Annotated in this window: 21 protein-coding genes and 1 pseudogene; 6 read left to right on the top strand and 16 right to left on the bottom strand. The window is 57.1% G+C overall.

Annotated elements, in window-relative coordinates; translation table 11 throughout:
* Positions 1-253 precede the first annotated feature (253 nt).
* Genes JWR17_RS01515 through JWR17_RS01500 form a run of 4 tightly spaced genes read right to left on the bottom strand, consistent with a single transcriptional unit; the run spans position 254 to position 3,719 of the window.
* The gene (locus tag JWR17_RS01515; RefSeq protein WP_299827658.1) at positions 254-1,414 is read right to left on the bottom strand and encodes an ABC transporter ATP-binding protein; all 1,161 of its coding nucleotides are present in this window, start codon (positions 1,412-1,414) and stop codon (positions 254-256) included.
* Positions 1,415-1,428: 14 nt separating this feature from the next.
* Positions 1,429-2,082, bottom strand: coding sequence for an ABC transporter permease (locus tag JWR17_RS01510; protein WP_299827609.1), 654 nt, complete (start codon positions 2,080-2,082; stop codon positions 1,429-1,431).
* 13 nt (positions 2,083-2,095) lie between these two features.
* Positions 2,096-2,989 (bottom strand): glycine betaine ABC transporter substrate-binding protein, encoded by an 894-nt coding sequence (locus JWR17_RS01505; RefSeq protein ID WP_299827607.1) that lies wholly within the window; start codon positions 2,987-2,989, stop codon positions 2,096-2,098.
* 16 nt (positions 2,990-3,005) lie between these two features.
* Entirely contained in the window at positions 3,006-3,719 is a 714-nt protein-coding gene (locus JWR17_RS01500; protein WP_299827605.1) for an ABC transporter permease, read from the bottom strand.
* 351 nt (positions 3,720-4,070) lie between these two features.
* On the opposite strand from JWR17_RS01500, the gene JWR17_RS01495 reads away from it, so the two are divergent.
* Positions 4,071-5,654, top strand: coding sequence for a peptide chain release factor 3 (locus tag JWR17_RS01495; protein WP_299827604.1), 1,584 nt, complete (start codon positions 4,071-4,073; stop codon positions 5,652-5,654).
* A 122-nt stretch (positions 5,655-5,776) separates the two neighbouring features.
* Here the strand turns inward: JWR17_RS01495 and JWR17_RS01490 are convergent, their stop codons facing one another.
* The 5 genes from JWR17_RS01490 to JWR17_RS01470 form a co-directional block, all read right to left on the bottom strand.
* Complete coding sequence (locus tag JWR17_RS01490) at positions 5,777-6,682, bottom strand: NAD-dependent epimerase/dehydratase family protein (RefSeq protein WP_299827603.1); 906 nt, start codon at positions 6,680-6,682, stop codon at positions 5,777-5,779.
* A gap of 112 nt (positions 6,683-6,794) precedes the next feature.
* A complete protein-coding gene (locus JWR17_RS01485) occupies positions 6,795-7,937 on the bottom strand; it encodes an alpha/beta hydrolase (protein WP_299827601.1) in 1,143 nt (380 codons plus the stop codon).
* A gap of 112 nt (positions 7,938-8,049) precedes the next feature.
* Positions 8,050-8,946 carry a LysR family transcriptional regulator gene (locus tag JWR17_RS01480; protein ID WP_299827599.1) on the bottom strand — a complete coding sequence of 299 codons (897 nt, stop codon included), beginning with the start codon at positions 8,944-8,946 and terminating at the stop codon, positions 8,050-8,052.
* 298 nt (positions 8,947-9,244) lie between these two features.
* On the bottom strand, positions 9,245-9,829 hold the full coding sequence (locus JWR17_RS01475) for an NAD(P)H-dependent oxidoreductase (RefSeq protein ID WP_299827597.1): 585 nt from the start codon (positions 9,827-9,829) through the stop codon (positions 9,245-9,247).
* A gap of 136 nt (positions 9,830-9,965) precedes the next feature.
* A complete protein-coding gene (locus JWR17_RS01470) occupies positions 9,966-10,727 on the bottom strand; it encodes a sulfite exporter TauE/SafE family protein (protein WP_299827595.1) in 762 nt (253 codons plus the stop codon).
* A 96-nt stretch (positions 10,728-10,823) separates the two neighbouring features.
* On the opposite strand from JWR17_RS01470, the gene JWR17_RS01465 reads away from it, so the two are divergent.
* Positions 10,824-11,741 carry a LysR substrate-binding domain-containing protein gene (locus JWR17_RS01465; protein WP_299827594.1) on the top strand — a complete coding sequence of 306 codons (918 nt, stop codon included), beginning with the start codon at positions 10,824-10,826 and terminating at the stop codon, positions 11,739-11,741.
* Between the two features lie 64 nt (positions 11,742-11,805).
* Complete coding sequence (locus JWR17_RS01460) at positions 11,806-12,150, top strand: cupin domain-containing protein (protein ID WP_299827592.1); 345 nt, start codon at positions 11,806-11,808, stop codon at positions 12,148-12,150.
* Positions 12,151-12,216: 66 nt separating this feature from the next.
* Here the strand turns inward: JWR17_RS01460 and JWR17_RS01455 are convergent, their stop codons facing one another.
* The 7 genes from JWR17_RS01455 to JWR17_RS01425 form a co-directional block, all read right to left on the bottom strand.
* The gene (locus JWR17_RS01455) at positions 12,217-13,359 is read right to left on the bottom strand and encodes an acyl-CoA dehydrogenase family protein (RefSeq protein WP_299827590.1); all 1,143 of its coding nucleotides are present in this window, start codon (positions 13,357-13,359) and stop codon (positions 12,217-12,219) included.
* Complete coding sequence (locus JWR17_RS01450; protein ID WP_299827588.1) at positions 13,356-14,516, bottom strand: CoA transferase; 1,161 nt, start codon at positions 14,514-14,516, stop codon at positions 13,356-13,358. Before JWR17_RS01450 ends, JWR17_RS01455 begins: the two co-directional genes overlap by 4 nt.
* A gap of 305 nt (positions 14,517-14,821) precedes the next feature.
* Entirely contained in the window at positions 14,822-15,574 is a 753-nt protein-coding gene (gene hutC / locus JWR17_RS01445) for a histidine utilization repressor (protein ID WP_299827586.1), read from the bottom strand.
* 21 nt (positions 15,575-15,595) lie between these two features.
* A complete protein-coding gene (locus JWR17_RS01440) occupies positions 15,596-16,888 on the bottom strand; it encodes a HAMP domain-containing sensor histidine kinase (protein WP_299827656.1) in 1,293 nt (430 codons plus the stop codon).
* A gap of 113 nt (positions 16,889-17,001) precedes the next feature.
* Positions 17,002-17,889 (bottom strand): 3-hydroxyisobutyrate dehydrogenase, encoded by an 888-nt coding sequence (gene mmsB / locus JWR17_RS01435; protein WP_299827584.1) that lies wholly within the window; start codon positions 17,887-17,889, stop codon positions 17,002-17,004.
* 103 nt (positions 17,890-17,992) lie between these two features.
* On the bottom strand, positions 17,993-19,531 hold the full coding sequence (locus tag JWR17_RS01430; protein ID WP_299827582.1) for a CoA-acylating methylmalonate-semialdehyde dehydrogenase: 1,539 nt from the start codon (positions 19,529-19,531) through the stop codon (positions 17,993-17,995).
* Positions 19,532-19,610: 79 nt separating this feature from the next.
* Positions 19,611-20,939, bottom strand: coding sequence for an MFS transporter (locus JWR17_RS01425; protein WP_299827580.1), 1,329 nt, complete (start codon positions 20,937-20,939; stop codon positions 19,611-19,613).
* A 182-nt stretch (positions 20,940-21,121) separates the two neighbouring features.
* On the opposite strand from JWR17_RS01425, the gene JWR17_RS01420 reads away from it, so the two are divergent.
* From JWR17_RS01420 to JWR17_RS01410, 3 genes and pseudogenes are all read left to right on the top strand, one after another.
* Positions 21,122-22,069, top strand: coding sequence for a LysR family transcriptional regulator (locus JWR17_RS01420; RefSeq protein ID WP_299827655.1), 948 nt, complete (start codon positions 21,122-21,124; stop codon positions 22,067-22,069).
* Positions 22,070-22,375: 306 nt separating this feature from the next.
* Positions 22,376-23,227 (top strand): TIM barrel protein, encoded by an 852-nt coding sequence (locus JWR17_RS01415; protein WP_299827578.1) that lies wholly within the window; start codon positions 22,376-22,378, stop codon positions 23,225-23,227.
* 13 nt (positions 23,228-23,240) lie between these two features.
* Positions 23,241-23,841: pseudogene (locus JWR17_RS01410) on the top strand (2-oxoglutarate and iron-dependent oxygenase domain-containing protein); the annotation flags it as partial.

Genomic DNA, 23,841 nt, shown 5'->3' with positions numbered 1-23,841 from the left:
GGATCGTTTCCAGCATGGACGTTCGGCGCGAACTTTAGGACGTGAGAGCGTTGAGATCAACAAAAAATGTCGCGTTTTTGCACACGTCCGTCGCGAGCAGTCTGTCATTGATCTATGTAACCGACCTGTGTGACAGGGTGATGTTCCCGCCTGGAGCAGTGCATATCCCCTGCAGGAGCCAGCTTGTTGGCGTAGCGTCGTACCTTATGTGCCACGCATAGCCTCTCGCCAACAAGTTGGCTCCTACGGAGAACTAGCCTTCAGCCACCAAATCCGCCGGGGAAACAATGCTGGTCTTGCCGCCACGGGACTTACCCGAGCTCAAATACTCGGCAATCGATTCTTGAGTGACCTCACCCAAAAACACCCGTTCGGCGTCCATCACTGGCAGCCACGAACGGTTGAATTCGTACATACGCGACAGCAGGATTCGCAAATGTTCGTCGAACGCTGCGGTGGCGTTGAACTCGCGCAAGAACTGCGCGCAGGTGCCGGTTTGACGGTGCAGGTCGCGACGACGAACGTAGCCAAGGCCTTTGTTTTCGGCGTCAGTCACTACGACGTAACGGCGGTCGAGTTCGTCCATCAATTCCAGCGCTTCGGCGACCGGAGTTTCCGGGCTGACCGACGGTGCGTTATCTGCCGCGTCCTCGGCTTTGACCAACAGCAGGCGTTTCAATGTGCTGTCCTGGCCGACGAAGCTCTTCACGAAGTCATCGGCCGGGTGCGCCAGCAAGGTGTCCGGGTGGTCGATCTGGATCAGCTTGCCGCCGCGGAATATCGCGATTTTATCGCCCAGTTTGATGGCTTCATCGATGTCGTGGCTGACCATGATCACGGTCTTGTTCAGTGCCCGCTGCATCTCGAAAAACTCGTTCTGAATGGACTCACGGTTGATCGGGTCGACCGCGCCGAACGGTTCATCCATCAGCAACAGCGGTGCGTCAGCGGCCAGCGCGCGAATCACGCCGATCCGTTGCTGCTGACCACCGGACAATTCGCGAGGATAACGGCTCAGGTACTGCTTGGGCTCAAGCTTGACCATACTCATCAGTTCGATGGCGCGGTCACGGCACTTTTGTTTGTCCCAGCCCAGCAGGCGCGGAACAATGGTGATGTTTTCTTCGATGGTCATGTTCGGAAACAAACCGATCTGCTGAATCACGTAGCCGATGTTGCGACGCAAGGTCACTTCATCCAGGCCACTGGTGTCTTCGCCGTTGATCAGTACTTTGCCGGAGGTTGGCATGATCAGGCGGTTGATCATTTTCAGCGTAGTGCTCTTGCCACAACCCGACGGGCCGAGGAACACGCAAATTTCGCCCTCGTTGACCGTCAGGCTTACTGAATTAACGGCAGTAACGTCTTTGCCGTTGGTGTGAAAAGTCTTGGTCAGGTTCTGCAGCTCGATCATTTGCTTGGGACTGTTCATTTCAGTAATCCTTTTGGAGTCAGCGTGCGTTGCAGCCATTGCAGAAGCAGGTCGGCGAAGATGGCCAGAAGACTGACCAACACCGCGCCAACGATCAGCATCGACATATCGCTGCGGCTGATTGAAGCAAGAATAAGTACACCCAGACCGCCGGCGCCGATGGTGGCGGCGATGGTCATGACGCCGATATTCATCACCACGGCGGTGCGTACACCGGCGAGGATCACCGGCACGGCGATAGGCAGTTCAACCATGCGCAGGCGCTGGCTGAAGGTCATGCCGATGCCTTTGGCGGCTTCGCGGATACCCGGTTCGACGCCGGTCAGCGCTAAATAGGTGTTTCGCATGATCGGCAGTAGCGAGTACAAGAACACCGCCGTGATGGCAGGCATCGGACCCAGGCCTTGGCCGAACCTGGAATAGAACGGCAGTAGCAGGCCGAACAGCGCAATGGACGGCACGGTCAGCAGCACGGTAGCGCCGGCTTGCAGCGGCCCGGCCAGGGTTGGAAAGCGCGTCATCACCACGCCAAGTGGCACACCGACCAGAATCGCCAGGGTGACCGCGATCCCCACCAGCGTAATGTGCTGCCAGGTGAGGTGCAGAATCAGCGGCCAGTCCAGGTGGGAGAAGGTATTCAAGATGTTCATGTCTTCTCCTTGATCAGTTGAGTGGGTGTTCGCGCAAAAAATCTGCGGCGACGATGGAAGGGCTGTCGTGGTCGACATCCACCCGCGCGTTCAATGTGCGCATAGTGTCGTCCCCTAACAGTTCGGCCAGCGGCTTGAGTTGCGCAGTAAGGTCCGGGTGGGCATCGAGATAGTCCTTGCGGATCACTGGAGCTGCCGTGTAGTCCGGAAAGTAATGCCTGTCGTCGGCCAGCAGTTTGAGATGGAAAGCATTCAAACGACCGTCGGTGGTGTAGACCAATCCGGCAAATACCTGCGCATTACGCAGCGCGGTGTACACCAGACCCGCGTCCATCTGCCGGATGTTCTCGCGAGTAAGGTCCATTCCGTAAGCCTTGACCATGCCGATCAAACCGTCTGAACGGTTAGCGAACTCGGTGTCCAGGGCAACGATATGTTTTTCCTTGGCCTCGTCTTTCAAGACCGTGGTCAGGTCGCTGATGCTATTGACCTGCGGGTATTGATCGGCGATTTTCTGCGGCAGTGCCAGCGCGTAGGTATTACTGAACCTGGACGGCGCCAGCCAGACCAATCCCTTCTTCAAGTCCAGCTCTTTAACCCGGGCATAGGTCTGAGCGCTGTCGAGCTTTTCATCAACGTGGTTGTAAGCCACCAGCGACACGCCGGTGTATTCCCACATCAAGTCCAACTGACCGCTTTCCTGCGCGCTGCGTGCCAGGTTGCTACCCAGGCCGCCCGTGACCTGTACGTCGTAGCCTTTGGTTCTGAGGTACTGCGCGGTAATTTCCGCAAGGATCGTTTGCTCGGTGAATACCCGGGCGCCGAGACGAATCACCGGTTTTTCAGCGGCGTTGGCAAAACCCGCGAGCAGCAAGGCAAAGCCTATGAATAAGCATGATTTTTTCATTGGATTTTCCTTTCTCTCAGCGGGACAGGCCGCGTTCAAGCCAGAGGCGGCTCGACAACGTCACCAGGCCATCGAGCAACAGCGCGAGCAAGGCGGTACAGGCGGCGCCGAGCAGCAATTGGGGCTGATTGTTCAGGGCAATGCCGGGGAAAATCAGGCTGCCCAAACTGTTCGCGCCAATCAGGAACGCCAGCGGTGCGGTGCCAACATTGATCGCCAGCGCTACGCGTACGCCACCAATAATGATTGGCACGGCATTCGGCAGCTCGACACGCAGCAGCACCTGGCGCGGCGTCATACCGATGCCGACGGCAGCTTCCTTGAGTGAACCTTGAACGTTTTTCAGGCCTTCATAGGTGTTGCGCACAATAGGCAACAACGAGGCGAGAAACAGCGCGAAGATAGCCGGCCCGCTGCCGATCCCGAGAATCCCGAGGGCAATGGCCAGTACGGCGAGGGGAGGAACGGTGTTGCCGATGTTGAATATCTGCATAAAGCGTTCGGCGCTGCCAACCATATTCGGTCGGCTGAGGACAATACCGGCCGGGATACCGACCACCAGCGCTGCCAACATTGAAACCACGACTAAAATCAAATGCGCCTGCAGGTAGAACAACAGGTCATCCTGGTACTTTACGATGGTACTGATGCCGATCCAGTGGACCAGCAGGGCCAGAAGCGCAATAACAACCGCACCTCCCAATAGCCCCTTGCCATAGCGATTAGCCACAGGCGGACTCCTTTTTTCCGTCGGCGAACGCGTTGCCGTAGCTGGTCACTTCAAACAGCTCGAAGAGCTTTGACAGCCGCAATAACGTTCGCGAAGAGCAGCGGGTGGGTCGCCGGTCAGGGGTTAACCTCGGCGAAAACACAAGCCATTAGCGTAGCTTCGTCAAGCTAACGTGTTGATTTATCAGCCCCTGGTGCAGGCCATATCAGGGGAGTGGACGTCTCGACTGCGCAAAAGGTTCCCACAAAAGATAGTAATTGGCCACCGGCCATCGACTGAACGGTTCGGTTATTGCATTCAATTGAGCTATAATCTGCGCCCTTTTTTTCATCACCTGCCAGGCGATTTCCCATGACCAACCAGGCCGCCGAAGTCGCGAAACGCCGCACCTTCGCCATCATTTCTCACCCGGATGCGGGCAAGACCACCATCACGGAAAAACTGCTGTTGATGGGTAAGGCGATTGCCATCGCGGGCACGGTGAAATCACGTAAGTCCGACCGCCACGCGACGTCCGACTGGATGGAGATGGAGAAGCAGCGCGGCATTTCCATCACCACCTCGGTCATGCAATTCCCGTATCGCGATCACATGATCAACCTGCTCGACACGCCGGGCCACGAAGACTTCTCGGAAGACACCTACCGCACACTGACGGCGGTGGACTCGGCGTTGATGGTGCTTGATGGCGGCAAGGGTGTTGAGCCACGGACCATCGCCTTGATGGACGTTTGCCGCTTGCGCGACACGCCGATCGTCAGCTTCATCAACAAGCTCGACCGTGACATTCGCGACCCCATCGAACTACTGGACGAGATCGAGGCCGTCCTCAAGATCAAGGCGGCGCCCATCACTTGGCCGATTGGTTGCTACCGCGATTTCAAAGGTGTGTACCACCTGGCCGACGACTACATCATTGTGTATACCGCCGGTCATGGTCATGAGCGCACCGACGTTAAAATCATTGAGAAGCTCGACTCCGACGAAGCCCGCGCCCACTTGGGTGACGAATACCACCGTTTCGTTGATCAGTTGGAACTGGTGCAGGGTGCTTGCCATGAATTCAATCAACAGGAATTCCTCGACGGCCAACTGACGCCGGTGTTCTTCGGCACCGCGTTGGGCAACTTTGGTGTCGATCACGTGCTGGACGCGGTCGTTAACTGGGCGCCACAACCCTTGGCCCGCGTCGCCAACGAACGCACCGTGGAACCCAACGAAGAGAAGTTCAGCGGCTTCATCTTCAAGATCCAGGCGAACATGGACCCCAAGCACCGCGACCGGATCGCATTCATGCGCGTCTGTTCGGGTCGTTACGACAAGGGCATGAAAATGCGCCATGTGCGTTTGGGCAAAGAAGTGCGGATCGGCGATGCGCTGACGTTCTTCTCCTCTGAGCGCGAACAATTGGAAGAAGCTTTCGCCGGCGACATTATCGGCTTGCACAACCACGGCACCATTCAGATTGGTGACACCTTCACCGAAGGGGAGAACCTTGGGTTTACCGGCATCCCGCACTTCGCCCCGGAATTGTTCCGCCGCGTACGCCTGAAAGATCCATTGAAGTCCAAGCAATTGCGTCAGGGTTTGCAGCAGTTGGCCGAAGAAGGCGCCACTCAGGTTTTCTTCCCCACACGCAGCAACGACATCATTCTCGGCGCTGTGGGCGTGCTGCAGTTTGATGTGGTCGCGAGTCGTCTGAAGGAAGAATACAAGGTCGAATGCGCTTACGAGCCCATCACCGTGTGGTCAGCCCGTTGGATCGATTGCAGCGATAAGAAGAAGCTTGAAGAGTTTCAGATCAAAGCCGTGGAAAACCTTGCGGTGGACGGCGGCGGTCACCTGACCTACCTCGCACCGACCCGGGTCAACCTGGCATTGATGGAAGAACGCTGGCCCGACGTGAAATTCCGCGCTACTCGCGAGCATCACTAAGCGCTGACGAAAACCAGATCTGCAGGAGTTCCGCCACGTCTCCGACGCCCCGCTGGCGCACAGCAAACACAAAACCTACAGATTATTTTTAATCAATAAGTTATGTGTTGGCTCTTGCAGATTTATACCCGGCCCTGGATCATTTCATTAACGATCCAGTCAATCACCGACGTACGTTTCGGCGCCCAGCCCAGCAGTTCCCGGGCATGTGTGCCGCGCACTCGGCTGTTTGAGCCCAGTCCATAGTTAGCCATTTCATAACCCCACTCGGCTTCGGCGTCTTTGAGCGGCCAATCCCGCGCAGCGCCCAGACCTAACGCTTGGGCAATCGCGTTGCTCATGTCACTGAACGCCGCTTCCCCGCTTTCCACGAAGTAGAACGTACCGGCCGGATTTTTTTCCAGCGCCAATGCGTACAGCTCAACCACGTCTTCAATATGAACGTTGGACCAGATGTTCTGCCCCGGACCCACATGCCGAACGATGCCGCTTTTCTGTGCCTGTTTCAGCAAGCGTGGCAACTGCACGCTGTCACGTTTGACACCCAGGCTGTGACCGTAAATCAGCGTGTTGCAGATCACCGCCGAACGTACGCCTAGCTTTGCTGCATCCAGCACCAGATTATCGATGGCAACGCGAGCGGCTTTATCTGCAGTCGGCTCTGGCAATTGATCTTCAACATAAATCACATCGCTGAACTTGCCACCGGACGCATCGCCAACAATGCTTGAACCGCTGGTGTGCACAAAGGCCTTGTTGGAACCTTTAAGGCCGGCAATCAACGCCTCAACAGCCCCACGATGATCACTGCTGGCGGCGTTGATTACGGCATCGGCCCTGCTCGCTTGCTCGGTCAACAGTGCGCTGTCGTCCAGTGTGCCAAGCACCGGCGTAATGCCCAACGCAATCATTTCGTCCGCCTGTTCGGCACTGCGCACCAGACCGGTGACGTGGTGACCTTTTTTGACCAGACCGGTGGCGATGGAACCACCAATGAAACCAGCGGAACCAGTGATGAAAATATTCATGGGGTAACTCCTAATGGGTTCAAAAAATCTAAACCCATTATCAGGAAGTCAGCGCCCATGAAAAATGGCTGCCGGACCAAATGACTGTTGCGCTGATGTCACAAATAGCCAGTTATTGCAGCCAGCCCGCGTTCCCCAACCATCCTGGCGCAGCTTTCTGCAGCCATTCGCTGGCGGCCGGGTTGTGCTTTACCCGACTGTCGAGAAATGCCTGGCTGACAGCCTGAATGGAAGCGACTTGTTTATGATCCGGAACCGGCTCGGCCCCAACAGGACTGTGCCCACCTTCAGACCCTACGAGTTTGGTCTTGGCATGGCTTTTCCCGCCGGGGGTGTGTTCGTCGCCTGGCGGCGGTGCTTTAGGTGCCTTTCCCTCGGCTGGAACCGGCACCAGATCCGAGCCGGACAAGGTCTTGTAAGTGGCGCGCGCCAACTTCAAGCGATAACTGCCGGCAGCCGTCACCGACGCACCGAGTAATTCCCGCTGCTGATTTGAGCTGACCCAATTGAATGGGTCTTCGTCGTCCGGGCTGGTGATCGTCAGCACCGGCGAAGCCATACGCGCAAACGCCTCGGGCCTGGCCTCGACGTCGACATAGGGACTGAGCAGCAGCACGGCTTTGGGCTGCACATCAACGCCCGATGCACCGCCGGCTTGTCCCGCACCTGCCACCGCAGCAGCCGTTTGCGCACCCAGGTCAAAACCGGCCACGGTTACTTGATTCCAATCTATAGCCGCCAACTGTGCGTCGCCTTTGGCCGCTCGCGCCCGAACGTCAGTTAGCACCTGTTGCAGCGTGTTCAGCCGGTCACGCAAGGACGCGCTGGAATAACGATCAGCCGCCAATTCACGAAACACGCCAGCCTGGGCCTGGCCCGTGAGGTAGAGTGCTGGCCCGTAGGCTTGCCCCTGAACCGACAACACTGCATAGCCAGCTTGCGCCCAGGCGTCGCGCCATTGCTCGCCCGCTGTGGCTGGCTCACCAAGCCCTGGCAGGTAAATAATCAGCGGCAAACGCTCGTGGCTAATAGGGGCCAGCCAGGCGACATCCACCGATTGCCGTCCTAGCTGCCACGTATCATCCCAACCGGATACCTCGTTATGGGCCGGTTGATACGCGGTGATCAGGTCTTTGTTAATCAGTTCGATAAACTTTATGTGCGGTTCCGCCGGGTTGGTAGCGCAGCCAGTTGTCAGACCTATAGTGCCAATCAGCACACCCACAGCAAGCCAGTGTCTCGGTTGAAAATTCATGCGCCCCACACATTCATCCCTATCAGTTAGCTCGGCTATAGCGAGCAAGCCTAACTGCAGCGGCCTCACGCAACGAGCCCGGCACAGTAAATAATCGGTAAAGGCTTGATCCTCACGCGGCGTAATTTGCCAGCTTTTTTTGGATAAAGTCTAAAAAGCATTGAATACGCAGCGCCAACTGCGAATTTCGGTAGTACACCGCGTGGATCGGCTGCCGATAACCGCTGTTGGCCTCGGGCAGAATAACCTGCAAGCGCTTGAGGCGGATGTCTTCGTGGGTCATGAAGTGCGACAGACAGACAATGCCCTCCCCGGCCAAGGCTAATTGACGCAATGTTTCTCCGCTTGAGGCAGACAAGGCCGGCTGGATCTGCAGTCGATCCCCTTCGGCATGCCGCAGCGGCCAATGATTCAGGGTTTCGGTTTGAGTAAAACCGATCAGCGAATGATCGGCCAGCGCCTCAACGGTGGTCGGTGTGCCGTGTGTTTTCAGGTAAGCGGGACTGGCGAGGATGTTCAGCGGGCTACTGCCCAGGGAGCGTGCGTGCAGTGTCGAATCGGCCAGCGTGCCGATGCGAATCGCCACGTCGGTGCTCTGCTCGAGCAGGTCGATGATCAGGTCATTGCTGTTGAGTTCAAGCAGAATATCGGGGTACAGCGCGCGGAACTCGGCCACATACGGCACCACCGCATGCAACATGAACGGCGACGCGGCGTTGATTCGCAGGCGTCCGGCGGGGGTATGTTGGCGCAGAGACAAGCGCTCTTCCAGGTCATCCATCTGGGCGAGAATGTGTTTGGCCTTTTCGAGGAAGAATTTGCCTTCTTCGGTCAGGTCCATCCGCCGGGTGGTGCGGTTGATCAACGTGGTCTCCAGCTTGGCCTCAAGCCGCGACAACGTCCGGCTGATCGCCGACGGCGTTTGCCCCACCTGCTCGGCAGCGGCCGATATCGAACCGCTTTCGATCACCGAAACGAACACCTGCAACTCATCAGATCTGGCTTTCACTGTTGTCCCCCGCTCAAAACTGGCTAGATACTAGCGTTGTTTTAAGCAAAAGACAGATCAGATCATCAGTGCGTAGCTGCACCCCCTGTAGGAGCCAACTTGTTGGCGAGGCAGGCGCCGCAGTAAGCCGCAGTAAACTGAACCCACCGTGGTGGTGCTTATATCGCCAACACGTTGGCTCTTATCAAACAACGAATAACTTATTGACCGAAAAAATAATCTCTAGGTTTTGTGTTTGATGCGCGACAGCGCGGCGTCGAAGACGTGGCGGACCCTCCTACAGTGATTGCGCTGTTGGTTAAGCGTTAAACGCCGCTGCCAGGTGCGCCTCATAACGCTTCACGTCAGCCTCGATCGCCGGGACTTTCATTACGTCCACTGAGAGGAACGTAGGCAAAGCCGTCAGACCCAAAAACTCGTTGGCCTTGTGGAACGGGAAATACACCGCATCCACGCCTTTGCCTTCAAAGAAGTCAGCCGGGTCGTCAAACGCTTGCTGCGGTGCGTTCCAAGTGGCGGAAATCATATAGCGCTTACCGTGCAGCAGGCCACCGCTGCCATAGCGTTGCGAGGCGTCGGAGCGAGTGCGGCCGTCGTTGGCGTACAGGCTGCCGTAGCCTTCGGTGAAGACTTCGTCGAGGTATTTTTTGACGATCCACGGCGCGCCCATCCACCAGCCCGGCATTTGGTAAATAATGACATCGGCCCAGACAAACTTGGCCACTTCTTCAACGACGTCGTAGCCGGCATCAATCTGGGTTTCTTTGATGTCGAAGCCCGAGCGGTCAAGGAAGGCCAGTGCGGCGTCGTGCAACGTGGCGTTGTACAAGCCATCGGAGTGCGCGAACTTCTTGCCGCCGTTCAGTAGCAAAATCTTTTTCATGGGAGTTCTCATTGAGAAGACGGGAAATCGGATGGCGGCAGAATACCGATGCACCGTCGACGGAATAAGCCCGAAACGCACAAATCACATTTGACCCACACGCACTAATCACCAGAACATTGTTGCAGTGAACCGATTAACCTGCCGCCAGATGCAATCCGAGCAATCCCATCCCAACGAAAAACACTTGTTTAAACACCACCGCGCTGATGCGTTGACGCAGCCACTGGCCAAGCAACATGCCTAGTAGTGCAGGCACTAACGCCACCACCGAGGCGCCCATCTCGCCGCCATCTAGCGCTCCACGCCAATACAACCCCGCTGCCAACGCCAACGTGGAGACGGTGAACGACAAGCCCAGCGCCTGAACCAACTGGTTACGGTCCAGGCCCAGCGCTTGTAAATAAGGCACCGCAGGAATTACGAATAACCCAGTGGCTGATGTCACGATGCCCGTGATCAATCCACATAGCGGCCCGAGCCACGCCTCAAATCGCTGCGCAACGTGCAGAGGCGGCAGCAACAACCCGCTCAGCGCATACAGCACCAATACCCCGCCCAATACGCGACCCATGGATTGATCCGAGCCCATGCCCAACCAGAGCGTACCGAGGCCGGTGCCGAGAAAAATCAATAACAGCATCGGCCACAATCGCCTGATCAATGCCCGCAATTGCCCGCCCGCCGCCAGTTGCCAGACGTTGGTCACCGTCGCCGGAATAATCAACAAAGCGGCAGCCTGCGTCGGTAGCATAGTCAGCCCTAACAAACCCATAGCCACCGTCGGTAAGCCAAGACCAATAACGCCCTTGACCACACCGGCCATCATAAAGACGCACAACACCAGCAAGGACAGTGTCCAGCCAAGATGTTGGTAAAGTTCGAAAAGTATATTCATGAACCAATACTGTAGCCGTCAGACGTTTCTGAAAAGCTGCCATATACTGAGCCTGCCTCAGGTAGAGACAGAGGCTGCTTAAACAGGTGAACTCAAATGCACTTTGACCTGATCGACCTGCGGCTATTTCTCAATATTACCGAGAGCGGCAATATCACTGCCGGCGCTGACCGCAGTCATTTGTCACTGGCCTCCGCCAGCGCACGGATTCGGGCGCTGGAAGGATCGCTGGGCACTCCATTATTGGAGCGCGGACGACGTGGCGTGACGCCGACGCCTGCGGGCAAAGCGATGGCCCGGCACGCCCGCTTGATTTTGCAGCAAGTCGAGCGCATGCAGTTTTGTTTGACGGACTATGCCAAGGGCTTCAAGGGCCAGGTCCGACTGCTGTGCAATACCTCGGCACTTACCGAATACCTGCCGGAGCTGTTAGCGGACTTCTTGATAAAACATCCCTCCATCGACGTTGACCTGGAAGAACACCCAAGCCTGCGAATCCTCCACGCCGTACGCCAGGGCGCGGCAGACATCGGCATCATTTCCGACGCAGTTGACGCCAGCGACCTACAAACATTGCCCTTCCGGGATGACCCGCTGGCGTTAGTCATGCCACCGGAGCACCCGCTAAACACACACCAGTCCCTATGCTTTGCGCAGACTCTGGACTACGAGCATGTAGCCTTGACTGCCAGCAACGCGATGGCGATTTATCTCGAAGAACAGGCCTTGCACGTGGGCAAGCGTTTGCGCATTCGGGCCCGGGCCGAAGGCTTTGCAGGGGTGTTGCGCATGGTCGCGCGGGGTGCGGGGCTGGGCATCGTGCCGCAAGCGGCGGTTGATCGTTATGAGCACACGCACACGGTAAAGAGCGTTCCGTTAAACGACCCGTGGGCTGATCGAAAACTGGTCCTGTGTGCGACGGATTTTTCCGCGCTGCCGGGGTATGCCAAGGCGTTGATAAAAGACCTGAGCACAGCGTTTCTGGACACTTCAGTGTCGAACACAGACAACTGACGATCAAGCAACCGCCCTATGGTGTTCCCGCGCTGTTAACCGCGCGCCCACCTCTGGAGTTGCCATGTCTACGCCGATTACCGTTCTTCGTGATACTCATCCGCTGCCCGTGCTTGATGCCTGTAAATGGGAAAAGCTCGAAGGTGATCCGCACACCGTCAACCTCAACGCCTACACCTCCGAAGACGGCAGCAAGATTATGGGCACCTGGATCTGTACTCCGGGCAAATGGCGCGTGGACTACGTGAAGTGGGAATACTGCCATTTCCAGGAAGGCTATTGCATCATCACCCCGGACGGCATGGCGCCGATTCACCTGCGTGCCGGCGATATATTCATCGTTGAACCGGGGATGAAAGGTATCTGGGAAGTCGTCGAAACGGTCCGTAAGTATTTTGTGTTTGCTTGAGGCTAAACGCCTGAGTCAGCAGCGAGTATAGACGCTACTTAAGCGTTGTTTGACAGGCCCCTGCCACTACTTAACCCCATCCAGCAAACCACGGGAAATTATCATTTTCTGTATTTCCGAAGTGCCTTCGAAGATGCGCAAAATCCGCGCGTCACGCACGAAACGCTCCAGCGGAAGGTCGCGGATATAGCCGTAACCGCCGTGCAGTTGCAGGGCGGCGTCGGTAATGAACCCGGCGCATTCGGAGGCAACCAGTTTGGCGGTGGCCGACTCCAGGCTGAAACGTTGGCCACTGTCGCGACGCGCGGCGGCTTTCCAGGTAAGCATGCGCGCACATTCCAGCTGAGCGTGCATTTCCGCCAACCGCCACTGGGTGCCTTGGTAAGCGGCCAACGGCTTGGTACCGATCTGGCGTTCGCGCACCCATTCAAGGCTGCAGCGCATGGCGGCGCTGGCGATGCCCAGCGACATGGCTGCCACCTCGACTCGCCCGCGGTCCAGAACCGCCATCGCCGTATTGAAGCCCTCGCCCTCAACGCCCAGCAGTGCTGAGTCCGCAAGCCAGCAGTCCAGTGCCAACTCGTAAATCGTGCTGCCGCGCAGGCCCATGGTTTTTTCCGGACTGGAGAATGTGATCCCATGCGTGCCCTGAGGAATCAAAAAGGCACTGATCCCTTTGTGCCCGGCGTCGGCATCGGTTTTGGCGTACAGCACAATAAAGCCCGCTTCCTTGGCATTAGTGATGTAGTGCTTGTTGCCACGCAAACGCCATCCACCGTCTTCACGAACCCCACGGCAGCGCATGTCGGCCGGGTTAGAACCGGCGGCGGGTTCGGTCAGTGCGAACGCACCGAGCCACTCACCGCTGGCTGCTCTCGGCAGCCACTCTTGCTTTTGCGCCTCGGTGCCGCCCAGCAAAATCGAATCAGTGGCGAGGAAGTGCGCAGTCAATGCTGATGCGGTGGATGCACAGGCCCCGGCGACCGCCTCGACTACGCAACTCATGGCCAGGCTGCCAATTCCCAGTCCACCGTAGGCTTGGGGCAAATTGATGCCCATGAAGCCCAGGTCGCCCAACGCCTTGATGCTGTCCGCACAGAAGCTTTCGCTTTCGTCATAGTGCTGCGCCAACGGCCGTATGACTTCCCTGGCCACTTGTTCGGCACTTTCAATCACTGCCTGCTCCGTTTCGTCCATTTGAAAGTTCATGCGCGTGCTCCTGTTTGACTGAAGCCGAAGGTGTGGTTGTCAGCGCCGAGGATTGGCGCGACGGTGGAGACGTGGGGTTTACAACCATTGAAAAATACCGGCTGCGGAACCAGCGGCAGATAAGAGCCTGCGGGCAAGAACTGAAGTTGGCGTACCCGCGCCTGTTCGCTGCTGGCGGCTTCGGCGAGGTTCCAGACGGGTGACGAAGGCACGCCCGCATCCAGCAGCACATCACACAACGTGTCGACCGAAAACTGACCGGTCCAACCTTCGATGATCGAGCGCAGAAGCGGCTCGTTACGCGTGCGCTGAGAGTCATTGACGAATCGTGCATCAGCCGCTAATTCAGGCATGCCCATGCACTCGCACAGCCGGGCAAACAGACGTTGGCTAGCGACCGCAATCACCACCAGGCCATTTAAGGCACGGTAGGTATCGAACGGCGTCGACACCGGGTGACGATTACCCACGAGGCCGGGCGCCTCCCCATTGGCGTACAGGTTCGACAGCCCGGTCATTTGCAGGCTGAACAAAACATCGAACATGGCCACATCAATGTATTGCGCGCCGGGAGCATGCCGCTCACGAGCAAACAAAGCGGAACTGATCGCCCATGCCGCGTAGACCCCGGCGCAAAGATCGCCGATGGCTTCGCCGCTGCGCGTCGGCCCGGTGCTGCTGAAACCTGTCACGCTCATCAGCCCAGACATGGCCTGGGCAACGATGTCATAAGCCGGCCGTTTCGAGAGAGGCCCGCTTTGGCCAAAGCCAGAAATGCTCGCGTAAATCAGCTGCGGGTTGTACTGCTTGAGTGAATCGAAATCGATACCTAAACGCTGAGTAACCCCCGGACGAAAGTTTTCGACTACGACGTCTGCACTCGCCACTAATTCATAAAACCGCGCCCGCTGCGACTCGGACTTAAAGTCAATTTCCACGCTGCGTTTACCGCGATTGATCATCCCGAAGTAAACGCTTTGTCCATCTTGAAAAGGCCCGAGATGGCGAGCGTCGTCGCCCTCCTCTGGCATTTCGAATTTGATAACGTCAGCGCCGAGGTCCGCCAGCATCGCGGTGCAATGCGGGCCGGCCAAAACCCGACTGATGTCCAACACGCGAACACCTTGAAGTTGCTGAGTGAAAGGACTGCTGCCCATGGTCGTACTCCCGGGTGATACCCCAATAGTGGACGAAACCGGTGCTAGCCGCTGATGCGTCAACGCTTATACCAGCCTGTATATACAAGCTGATGCAAATGCAGGGCCATAAATCTAATAGTCGATTAGACAAGCAGAATATTACGGAATATTTTTTATAAAAATCAGTACGTTAATTTTTATTAGCGGAAGTACCTGAGGGCATCACCGACTGGGATGCCGGTTTTTTCTGCGGCAGAAATGAACCTGTTTGTAACAACTCAACGTCAGATCGCACCAAAACGTAACGCAAAGATACTGATCTGTTACTGACCGAATTTGCCTTCCAGTCGATAGCGGGACCCGGGGTACACCAGCCGCGCGCTGCCGACCTGACCTTTGGCCGACCAGGTGCGGCGGCGGATCAACAGGCAAGGCTCATTACGCTTGATTTGCAGTAATCGGCACTCTGCCGACTTCGCATGGATGGCTTCGACGGCGTGCTCGCCCTCGGTCAAAGGCGCCAGCTGGATCAGATAGGCATATGGCGTGATGCGGGTGAAATCCTGCTCCAGGTATTTCGGAGCGATCAAGGCATTTACGAATCGCTCTTCAATCTGCACTGGCACGTCATTCTCAAAATGAACAACCACCGAGTGAAACAAGCGTTGCACCCCCTCCAGGGCGAAAGGCAACGCAGGTTCGGCTTTCGCAGGGACCTCTTCTAACGTGATCACTTCGCAGCGATGAACGTGACCGCGAGAAGCAATTTCTTCGGCAATATTATGAATTTCAAACAGCGCGGCGTGGCCCTTCGCCTCGGCAACAAAGGTCCCAACGCCCTGAACACGAATCAGCAAACCTTCAATCGTCAACTCACGCAAGGCCCGATTGATGGTCATCCTGCTGACGCCCAGCAGGTTCAGCAGTTCGCTTTCCGACGGCAGTTTTGAATTCGGCAGCCATGCCCCCGAGTGAATCTTTTGAATGATGGCGTGCTTGACCCGCGCATAGAGTGGCGAGGGCGTCTCGATCTCAAAGGAATCGAGGGGAGAATTACCGTCTGTAGATTTAGACACGGGGGGACTGCTCTCACTCTGTTATTGGGGCGCGACGACCGGGAGGGGATCAAGCTCAACCGTAAAGCAACATCCGCTGGGCTCCAGGCTTCTGAGCGTTACGTTCCAGTGCTGGTTGTTGCAGATACGCTGCACCAGTGAAAGTCCCAGCCCAAGCCCTTCGCCCCGCTGTTCGTCGCCCCTGACGAAGGGCTGGAACATGGCTTCATGAAGGCTTTCGGGAATACCTATGCCGCTGTCTTCCACGGTGAACCCGTGTGGGTTCAATGTCAGGCGAATGACGCCCGCGTCGGTGTAGTGCCAGGCATTGCGCAACAGGTTGCCCATCACCGAATGCACCAGTGTGGCGTTGAATAGCGTTGGCAAGGTCTCACCGGGATCGAATATCAATTCCAGGCCTTTCTCCGCTATCGGCTTGCGCCACAGGTCGACCAACTCTTCAGCGACCTCCAGCAATGTTGAGCGCGGGCCGTGGCGGCTTTCGTTACCTTCAACCCGCGCCAGCATCAGGAAGGTCTCAACCAACTGGCTCATGCCGGCACTGGCCCGGGCAATTCGCTTTACCTGATTGCGCGACCGATCATCAAGCACCGGACTTTCCAGCAACAATTCGCATGAACTGGCTAACACCATCAATGGTGTTCGCAGCTCATGGCTGACGTCACTCGTAAACAGTTTTTCGCGAACCAGTGCCGCGCGCAGACGACCCAGGGTGGCGTCAAAAGACACGGCCAGTTCGCCGACTTCGTCGCGGGCATAATTGGGGGACAACGCTGGGGCGAGTTCAAGAATCTGGTCGCGGTAGCGAACCTGACGCGAAAGATTGACCACCGGCGCCATCACTCGGCGCGCCAACAGTCGGCCCAACAAAATCGCCAGCAGAATGCTGAGGATGAAACCGACAAACACAATCCCGAACAGAATCCGTTCGCGTTTTTCAAAATTGCGTTGGTCCCGCAGCAGCACATATCGACGCCCAGCCACCGTTTCGGCCATGGCGTAATAGGCTTCTTCGCCGCGGTGAACCTCATGAAAGCCTGGGGGTAAGTCGGTTAAATCGTCGGCCATGGCAAGATCGCCCGCGCCGCCTTCGACGTAGAACAACTCTTCTTTCTCTGGCTTGTGGCTCCAGTTTTCGACGTTGTCCATGACCATTAACCGATGCAGGTCACGGCCGAGGCTGGCGGTGGTCAATCGTTTCTCGACCACATGCACCGTCGCGATAATGCCAACGGCGAACACACCGGCCACCAGCACGCTCATCAGCGCGAAGACCACTACGATCCTCTGCTTCAAGCTGTGCTTGATGCCCATGGACTTCCAGAACTTCAGCGACATTCAGGCTTACACGCATATAAGGCAGGCGCCGGAATCGATGCCAATAGGCGGGATGATACCCGCCTATTGAGGACCTTCAAACTCCGGGTTTATTCAGGCTTGCGATAGGACTCGATGATGGCCGAGAAATCCTTGCCACCGTCACCCCGCAGGCTCATTGCCTGGTACAGCTGTTGGGCCACGGCGCCGAGGATCACCGGCTGATGGGCGACACGTGCTGCTTCGGTAGCCAAACCCAGGTCCTTGAGCATTAATTCGGCACCAAAACCGCCGGTGTAGCCGCGGGAAGCGGGCGCGGTTTCGACGATGCCAGGCCAAGGGTTATACACCTCGGAACTCCAGCAACGCCCGGTTGAGCTGTTGATGATGCCGGCCAAAATACCGGTATCTATCCCCAGCGTATTGCCCAAGGCCATGGCTTCAGCAACACCGATCATCGAGATGCCCAACAGCAAGTTGTTGCAGATTTTGGCGATTTGCCCGGTGCCGACGTCGCCGCAATGGACGATGTTTTTACCCATCTGTGCCAGTACGGGCTTCAGTATTTCGAAATGTTCCGGGCTGGCGCCGACCATAAACGTCAGCGTGCCGGCTTGTGCGCCGCCGGTGCCGCCCGACACCGGTGCGTCGCCGAGCATCACCCCTTGCCTGGCCGCAGCCGCCGCGACATCGCGAATGGTCTGCGGATCAATGGTGCTGCAATCAACCGCAGGCACGCCCTGACCAATACCGGCCAATACGCCGTCGTCGCTGAGGTACACGCTACGCACATGCACTGCGGCGGGCAGCATGGTAATGACCAGTTCAACGCCTTGGGAGGCGTCTTTGGGCGACGCGCTGACCGTGGCGCCCAACGCGCCGAGTTCCGCCAGCACGGCCTGGTTAAGGTCGAACAGGTTCAAGGCATGGCCTGCTTTAATCAGGTTACGGGCCATGGGCGCGCCCATGTTGCCGAGACCGATGAATGCGATTTTCATGGTGTTCTCCTTAATCTCCAGGAACCAACTCGTTGGCGAAGCGCCCTACCCGGCACGTCAAAAACTCGCCAACAAGTTGGCTCCTACAGGGGGTATTGGCTACTCAGCGCAGATTGATGGTGGTGTTAACGCCATCGTTTACGCTGTCGTCATCGAACCAGCGGCTGGTGACCGTTTTGGTTTGCGTATAGAACTGCACCACTTGCTTGCCGTACGGGCCCAGATCGCCGAGTTTCGAACCACGCGAGCCGGTGAAGCTGAAATACGGCACCGGCACAGGGATCGGAATATTGATCCCGACCTGGCCTACGTCGATCTCGTTCTGAAACTTGCGCGCCGCTGCGCCACTTTGGGTGAACAAGCCAGTGCCGTTGCCGTACGGGTTGGCGTTGACCAGGGCAATCGCCTGATCCAGGGTGTCGACTTCCAACACCACCAGCACCGGGCCAAAGATTTCCTGGGTGTAGATTTGCATTTCAGTGGTCACGCCGGAAAACAGGGTGGGGCCGACAAAATTGCCCCCCTCAAAACCTGGAACCGATACGCCACGGCCGTCCAGCTCAAGCGTGGCGCCTTCGCGGACACCGCTTTCGATCAGGCTCAGCACGCGTTCTTTCGCACGCTTGGAAATCAAAGGGCCGACATCGGTGCCCGCTTCGCTCCCGGCATTCACCGTAAGTTTTTGCGCCAATGCCTTGAGGTCCGGCAGCCATTGCTTCGCCGCGCCCACCAATACCACCACCGAAGTAGCCATGCAGCGCTGACCGGCCGCACCGAAACCGGCGCCCACCAGTGCATTGAGGGTTTGTTCGCGGTTGGCATCCGCCAGCACCACCGCGTGGTTTTTCGCGCCCATCATGGATTGCACGCGCTTGCCGTGCTGACCAGCCAGGTTATAAACATGCGTGCCGACTTCGGTCGAACCAACGAAGGACACGGCCTTGATGTCTTTGTGGGTGCAGATGCCATCCACTACTTGCTTGCCGCCATGCACGACATTGAGCACGCCAGCCGGCACACCGGCTTCGACTGCCAGTTCAACCAGCAACATGGTGGACATCGGGTCTTGCTCGGAAGGTTTGAGTACGAAGGTGTTGCCGCAGGCGATGGCCATCGGGAACATCCACAGCGGAATCATCGCCGGGAAGTTGAACGGGGTGATCCCGGCGCAGACGCCGATGGGTTGACGCAACGTGTAGGTATCGACGCCGCCAGCAACGTTTTCCGAGAATTCGCCCATCTGCAAGGTGCCGATGGAGCACGCGTGTTCAACCACTTCCAGACCGCGAAAAATGTCGCCCTCAGCATCGGCAATGGTTTTGCCTTGTTCAGCACTCAAGACCACGGCGATGCGCTTGGAGTGTTCACGGACCAGCGCTTGAAGCTTGAGCATGATGCGCATCCGCGCACCAATTGGCGTGTAGCGCCAAGTCTGAAAGGCCTGCTTAGCGGAAGCGACCGCGGCGTCTACTTCGGCGTCGGTAGCGAACGGCACTTGCGCCAGCACTTCTTGGGTCGCCGGGTTGACGATGTCACGCCATTGCATGGTTTGTGAATCGACCCATTCACCACCGATCAGCAGTTTGACCCGGGGAACAGCACCAGCGGTGTTGTTGATTGTCAGGCTCTGTAAAGCGTTCATTCAATTTCTCCAGTATTCAAGCGGCCCCGGGAGGGGCGGCGAACGATTCAGATCAAGCACTGTGCTTTCACGATCTGATTCACGGGGCGCGATAACGCGCAGGATCGGGCTTCATCAACGCGGTGCAGAACAGCGCGATAACGGCCATACCGATTAGGTAAACGATGACGTAGTGCGGGCTGCCATCAGCATAGGCGAGTAATTTGGTGGCGATCATCGGGGCGAACCCGCCCCCCAGCACGCCAGCCAATTGCACGGACACCGAGATGCCGCTGTAACGAATCTCAGCCGGGAATTGCCGGGCGAACAGTAGCGATTCCGGGGCGTACATGATCGGGAAGACCACGCCGACCGCCAGTACCATGGCCCACCAGACCAGCACCGGCTCGCGGGTTTCGAGCATGGCGAAGAACGGATAAATAAACGCACACAGCAGCAATAACCCAGCGAAGTACAAACGGCGCTGGCCAACCTTGTCCGAGAGATACCCGCAGAACGGCATGGTGAATAACGACAAGGCCGCACCCGCTGTAATGGCGTTGAGCACATCAGCCCGTGGTATCTGCAGTTGGCTGGCGGCGTAGGCCAGGGCGAACGTCACCGACATGTAGAACCAGGCGTTTTCCGCCGTGCGGGCGCCGATAATGGTCAGGGTTTCCCGGGGGTGTTTACGCAGCACTTGGAACAGGGGGACTTTGACGGCGGTGTTCTGCGTTTTGACTTTTTCGAACGCGGGTGACTCAGGCACTTTGAGGCGGATCAACCAGCCGATGCCGAGCAGCACGACACTGGCAATAAACGGCAGGCGCCATCCCCAGGAAAGCATGTCTGCCTCAGGCAGTTTAGCCACCAGGCCCATGGCCAGCGACGCCAGCACCAAACCCGCACCAACACCGGTTTGCGGCAGGCTGCCATAAAAGCCTTTTTTGCCTTCGGGCGCATGTTCGACGGCCATCAACACCGCCCCTCCCCATTCGCCGCCGACCGCCATGCCTTGCAGGAAGCGCATCAGCACCAAAATCACTGCGGCCCAATAACCGATTTGATCGTAGGTCGGAATCAGCCCAATAACGATGGTTGGAATGCCCATCATCATCAGCGTGAGCAACAGCATGGACTTGCGCCCGATACGGTCACCGAAGTGGCCAAAGATAATGCCGCCCAACGGACGGCCGAGAAAACCCACGGCATAGGTGGCGAAAGCAGCCAACACTCCGGTGATAGGGTCTAACGCGGGGAAAAATATTTTGCCGAAAATGAGTGCGGCAGCAGTGCCGTAGAGGAAAAAGTCATACCACTCGATGGTGGTACCGGCCATGCTTGCCATACCGGCGAGCCGATAGGATGCGATCTTTTTGGCAGGACTGACGCCGATTGAACTTGCGCCCACAGTTGCAGCGTTCTTCATAAACTCCTCCGCTTATTATTTTTGTGCAGGGTGTCATGGCATGTAGCTTCGTTTAGCGATGTGTTGAGCGGCCTTGCTGAATTGGGTCTCCTGAGCCGCAGATCCTGAAGTTGGTCATGGACGTGTTTTGGAGTATAGATGTGCAAACATCTAATAAGAACGCACATAAAAGCCGGACCAATATGCAAAAAAACATCACGTCTTTGAATCTGCTGAACTGGGACGACCTGAAATTCTTCCTCGAAGTCGCCCGCACCCGCAAAGCCAGTACCGCGGCCAAACGCCTGGCGGTGGACTACACGACGGTGTCACGGCGGATCAATTCACTGGAAGCCTCGCTGGGCACGTTACTGTTCGAAAAGTCGCGCAGCAATGGTTTCATCCTGACCTCTGAAGGCCAGCGTTTGCTGGGGTATGCGGAGTCGATTGAAAGCACGCTGCACTTGGCCTGCGAGCAGGTTTCGGGCTCTGGGGTGGCACTCTCAGGCCACATACGGATGGGATGCACCGAGGGTTTCGGCAGTTTCTTTATCACCCCGCAGCTGACCCACTTTCTCGATGCCTATCCGGCAATATCCGTGGATATCCTGCCGCTGCCGCACTTCATCAGCTTGTCCAAGCGCGAGGCGGACATCGTTATCGCACTGGAGCGTCCGGAACACGGGCCGTATGTGTGCTGCAAGCTGTGCGACTACAGTTTGCGGCTGTACGCGACTCAGGACTACCTCGACAACCATGCGCCCATCCAACGTAGCGCGGACTTGGCCAGTCACCCGTTTATCAGCTACGTCGATGATTTGGCGTTCAGCTCAGAGTTGCTTTACCTGAGCAACCTGCTGCCCGGCGCTAGCGCCAGCCTACGCAGCACCAGCGTCATCGCCCAATATGTAGCAGCACTGCAAGGCCGGTCATTGGCGATCCTGCCGTGTTTTCTTGCTGCGCAAGACTCACGGTTGTTGCCGGTGCTGGAGAGCGAAGTGAACATTACACGGCAGTTTTGGATGTACTGCCGGGAGGACTTGAGAAAGCTCAAGCGGATTACCTTGTTGTGGGATTACATCCGGGCGGTGACTGAGCTTAACAGCCCGTTATTGCTGGGGGAGACACAGGTTCAACTGTTTGTAGACTGATCATGGTGGGCAGGCTAGCCCTCTATGGCTGATATGGATAGCTGGGTGTCCGTGACACGTTCGCTCCCACTGGAAGATCTGTAGGGGATTTATAACCTTCGGGACATAGTTTAGAAATCTCTGAACTATCGATTTGAGCTTTCCTATTCTTCCTTTTCCTAAACCCCACCTAAGATCACCCTGATACGGGACCGGACCTCAGAGATTCGGCCCAAGGATTACCTTTCTGCTGCTGCCCTTTATTGCTCGATACGGTCTTGCCGTTGTTGTGCTGTGCCGTAGCCCGAGGAATCTTTGAGGTCGTCAATGAAACTGGAAATATTCCGCACGTTGTGGGGCTATACCGCCAGCAAAGCGCAGGCGTTGGAAGAGCTACTCGAAGCCGGTTTTGACGGCATGGAAGCGCGTCTTCCGCTGGAAGCCAGCGAGCGTGCGGCGTTCGCCGCCTTTCTCCGGGCTAATCGGCTTGGCTATATCAGCACTGTGTTCACCGCTTACAACGTGCTGCCCGAGCAAGCAGCGCCGGTGGACGAACACCTGCAAGACCTCGATAAAAAGCTCGCATGGGCCGCGGAGCTGTCGCCGCGGTTCGTCAACGTGCTGGCGGGCAATGACCGCTGGCAGTTGCCGCAACAGGTGGATTTCTTCGGCAGCGCGCTGGAGCTGGCGCGCAAACACGGCCAAGTGTGCAGTTTTGAAACCCACCGCTCACGCTCGCTATTCAATCCCTGGGTGACCCTGGAACTGATTCGCCAACTGCCTGACTTGCTGTTCACCAGCGACATCAGCCATTGGATCGTCACCTGCGAACGCTTGCTCGACGACCCCGAAGATGACCTCAGCGCTTTCGTTGAGCGTGTCCATCACATTCAAGCACGGGTTGGATACGACCAAGGCCCGCAAGTGCCGCACCCCGCCGCCCCGGAATACGCTAAAGAACTGGCCTTCCATCAGCAACACTGGGAGGCGATCTGGCGCTCGCAACAAGCGCGTGGCTATCAAGTCAGCACCCTGACGCCCGAATTTGGCGCTGACGGTTATTTGCATCATTTGCCATTCACCAATGTTCCGGTGGCTGATCTTTGGTCACTGAACGTTTGGATGGGCCAGGCCGAACGCGAACATTTCAAACGCTTCACTCATTCGTCCCGCCATTAAGGAGCGCTTAACCATGCCCGAATTGTCACCCGGCACAGCGCCTGCGCTGGCCGCCAACTTCAACAGCATCCCGGTAGTGGACATTGCCGGGCTGTTCAGCGCCGACCTCGCCGAGCGTCAAGTGGTGGCCGACCAATTGGGCGCCGCTGCGCGTGAGGTTGGCTTTCTGTATATCAAGAACCACGGTATCGAAGCGCAACTGATCAAAGATTTGTACCGGGCTGCCAAGGACTTTTTCGATCAGTCCTTCGAAACCAAAATGCAGCATTACATTGGCACCTCTAAAACCCATAAGGGCTTCGTGCCCGAGGGCGAAGAAGTTTATGCCAAGGGCAAGCCGGATCACAAAGAGGCTTTCGATGTCGGTTTCGAAGTGCCTGCCGATGATCCTTTGGTGTTGGCCAATACCCCTTTGCTTGGCCCAAATGAATGGCCACTGCTGCCCAATTTCAAAGAGTCAGTCCAAGCCTATTACGCTGCGATTTTTGCCCTGGGTCGCCGGTTGTTCGATGGCTTTGCACTGGCATTGGGCCTGGAATAGGGCTATTTCGATGCGATGGTCACCCCGCCGCCCTCGAAATTACGCTTGATCCATTATCCATTCGACGGCGCCG

Source organism: Pseudomonas sp. (assembly GCF_028293835.1).
GTDB lineage: Bacteria > Pseudomonadota > Gammaproteobacteria > Pseudomonadales > Pseudomonadaceae > Aquipseudomonas.
This window is presented reverse-complemented; position numbering and strand designations above follow the sequence as displayed.

Bases quoted from the DNA above. Each gene is read 5' to 3' on its own strand.
- JWR17_RS01430 (WP_299827582.1), bottom strand. From the start codon at position 19,531: ATGAACGCTTTACAGAGCCTGACAATCAACAACACCGCTGGTGCTGTT.
- JWR17_RS01450 (WP_299827588.1), bottom strand. From the start codon at position 14,516: ATGGGCAGCAGTCCTTTCACTCAGCAACTTCAAGGTGTTCGCGTGTTG.
- JWR17_RS01465 (WP_299827594.1), top strand. From the start codon at position 10,824: ATGCACTTTGACCTGATCGACCTGCGGCTATTTCTCAATATTACCGAG.
- JWR17_RS01505 (WP_299827607.1), bottom strand. From the start codon at position 2,989: ATGAAAAAATCATGCTTATTCATAGGCTTTGCCTTGCTGCTCGCGGGT.
- JWR17_RS01470 (WP_299827595.1), bottom strand. From the start codon at position 10,727: ATGAATATACTTTTCGAACTTTACCAACATCTTGGCTGGACACTGTCC.
- JWR17_RS01485 (WP_299827601.1), bottom strand. From the start codon at position 7,937: ATGAATTTTCAACCGAGACACTGGCTTGCTGTGGGTGTGCTGATTGGC.
- JWR17_RS01490 (WP_299827603.1), bottom strand. From the start codon at position 6,682: ATGAATATTTTCATCACTGGTTCCGCTGGTTTCATTGGTGGTTCCATC.
- mmsB (WP_299827584.1), bottom strand. From the start codon at position 17,889: ATGAAAATCGCATTCATCGGTCTCGGCAACATGGGCGCGCCCATGGCC.
- JWR17_RS01460 (WP_299827592.1), top strand. From the start codon at position 11,806: ATGTCTACGCCGATTACCGTTCTTCGTGATACTCATCCGCTGCCCGTG.
- JWR17_RS01495 (WP_299827604.1), top strand. From the start codon at position 4,071: ATGACCAACCAGGCCGCCGAAGTCGCGAAACGCCGCACCTTCGCCATC.
- JWR17_RS01475 (WP_299827597.1), bottom strand. From the start codon at position 9,829: ATGAAAAAGATTTTGCTACTGAACGGCGGCAAGAAGTTCGCGCACTCC.
- JWR17_RS01415 (WP_299827578.1), top strand. From the start codon at position 22,376: ATGAAACTGGAAATATTCCGCACGTTGTGGGGCTATACCGCCAGCAAA.
- JWR17_RS01440 (WP_299827656.1), bottom strand. From the start codon at position 16,888: ATGGGCATCAAGCACAGCTTGAAGCAGAGGATCGTAGTGGTCTTCGCG.
- JWR17_RS01455 (WP_299827590.1), bottom strand. From the start codon at position 13,359: ATGAACTTTCAAATGGACGAAACGGAGCAGGCAGTGATTGAAAGTGCC.
- JWR17_RS01510 (WP_299827609.1), bottom strand. From the start codon at position 2,082: ATGAACATCTTGAATACCTTCTCCCACCTGGACTGGCCGCTGATTCTG.
- JWR17_RS01420 (WP_299827655.1), top strand. From the start codon at position 21,122: ATGCAAAAAAACATCACGTCTTTGAATCTGCTGAACTGGGACGACCTG.
- JWR17_RS01425 (WP_299827580.1), bottom strand. From the start codon at position 20,939: ATGAAGAACGCTGCAACTGTGGGCGCAAGTTCAATCGGCGTCAGTCCT.
- JWR17_RS01515 (WP_299827658.1), bottom strand. From the start codon at position 1,414: ATGATCGAGCTGCAGAACCTGACCAAGACTTTTCACACCAACGGCAAA.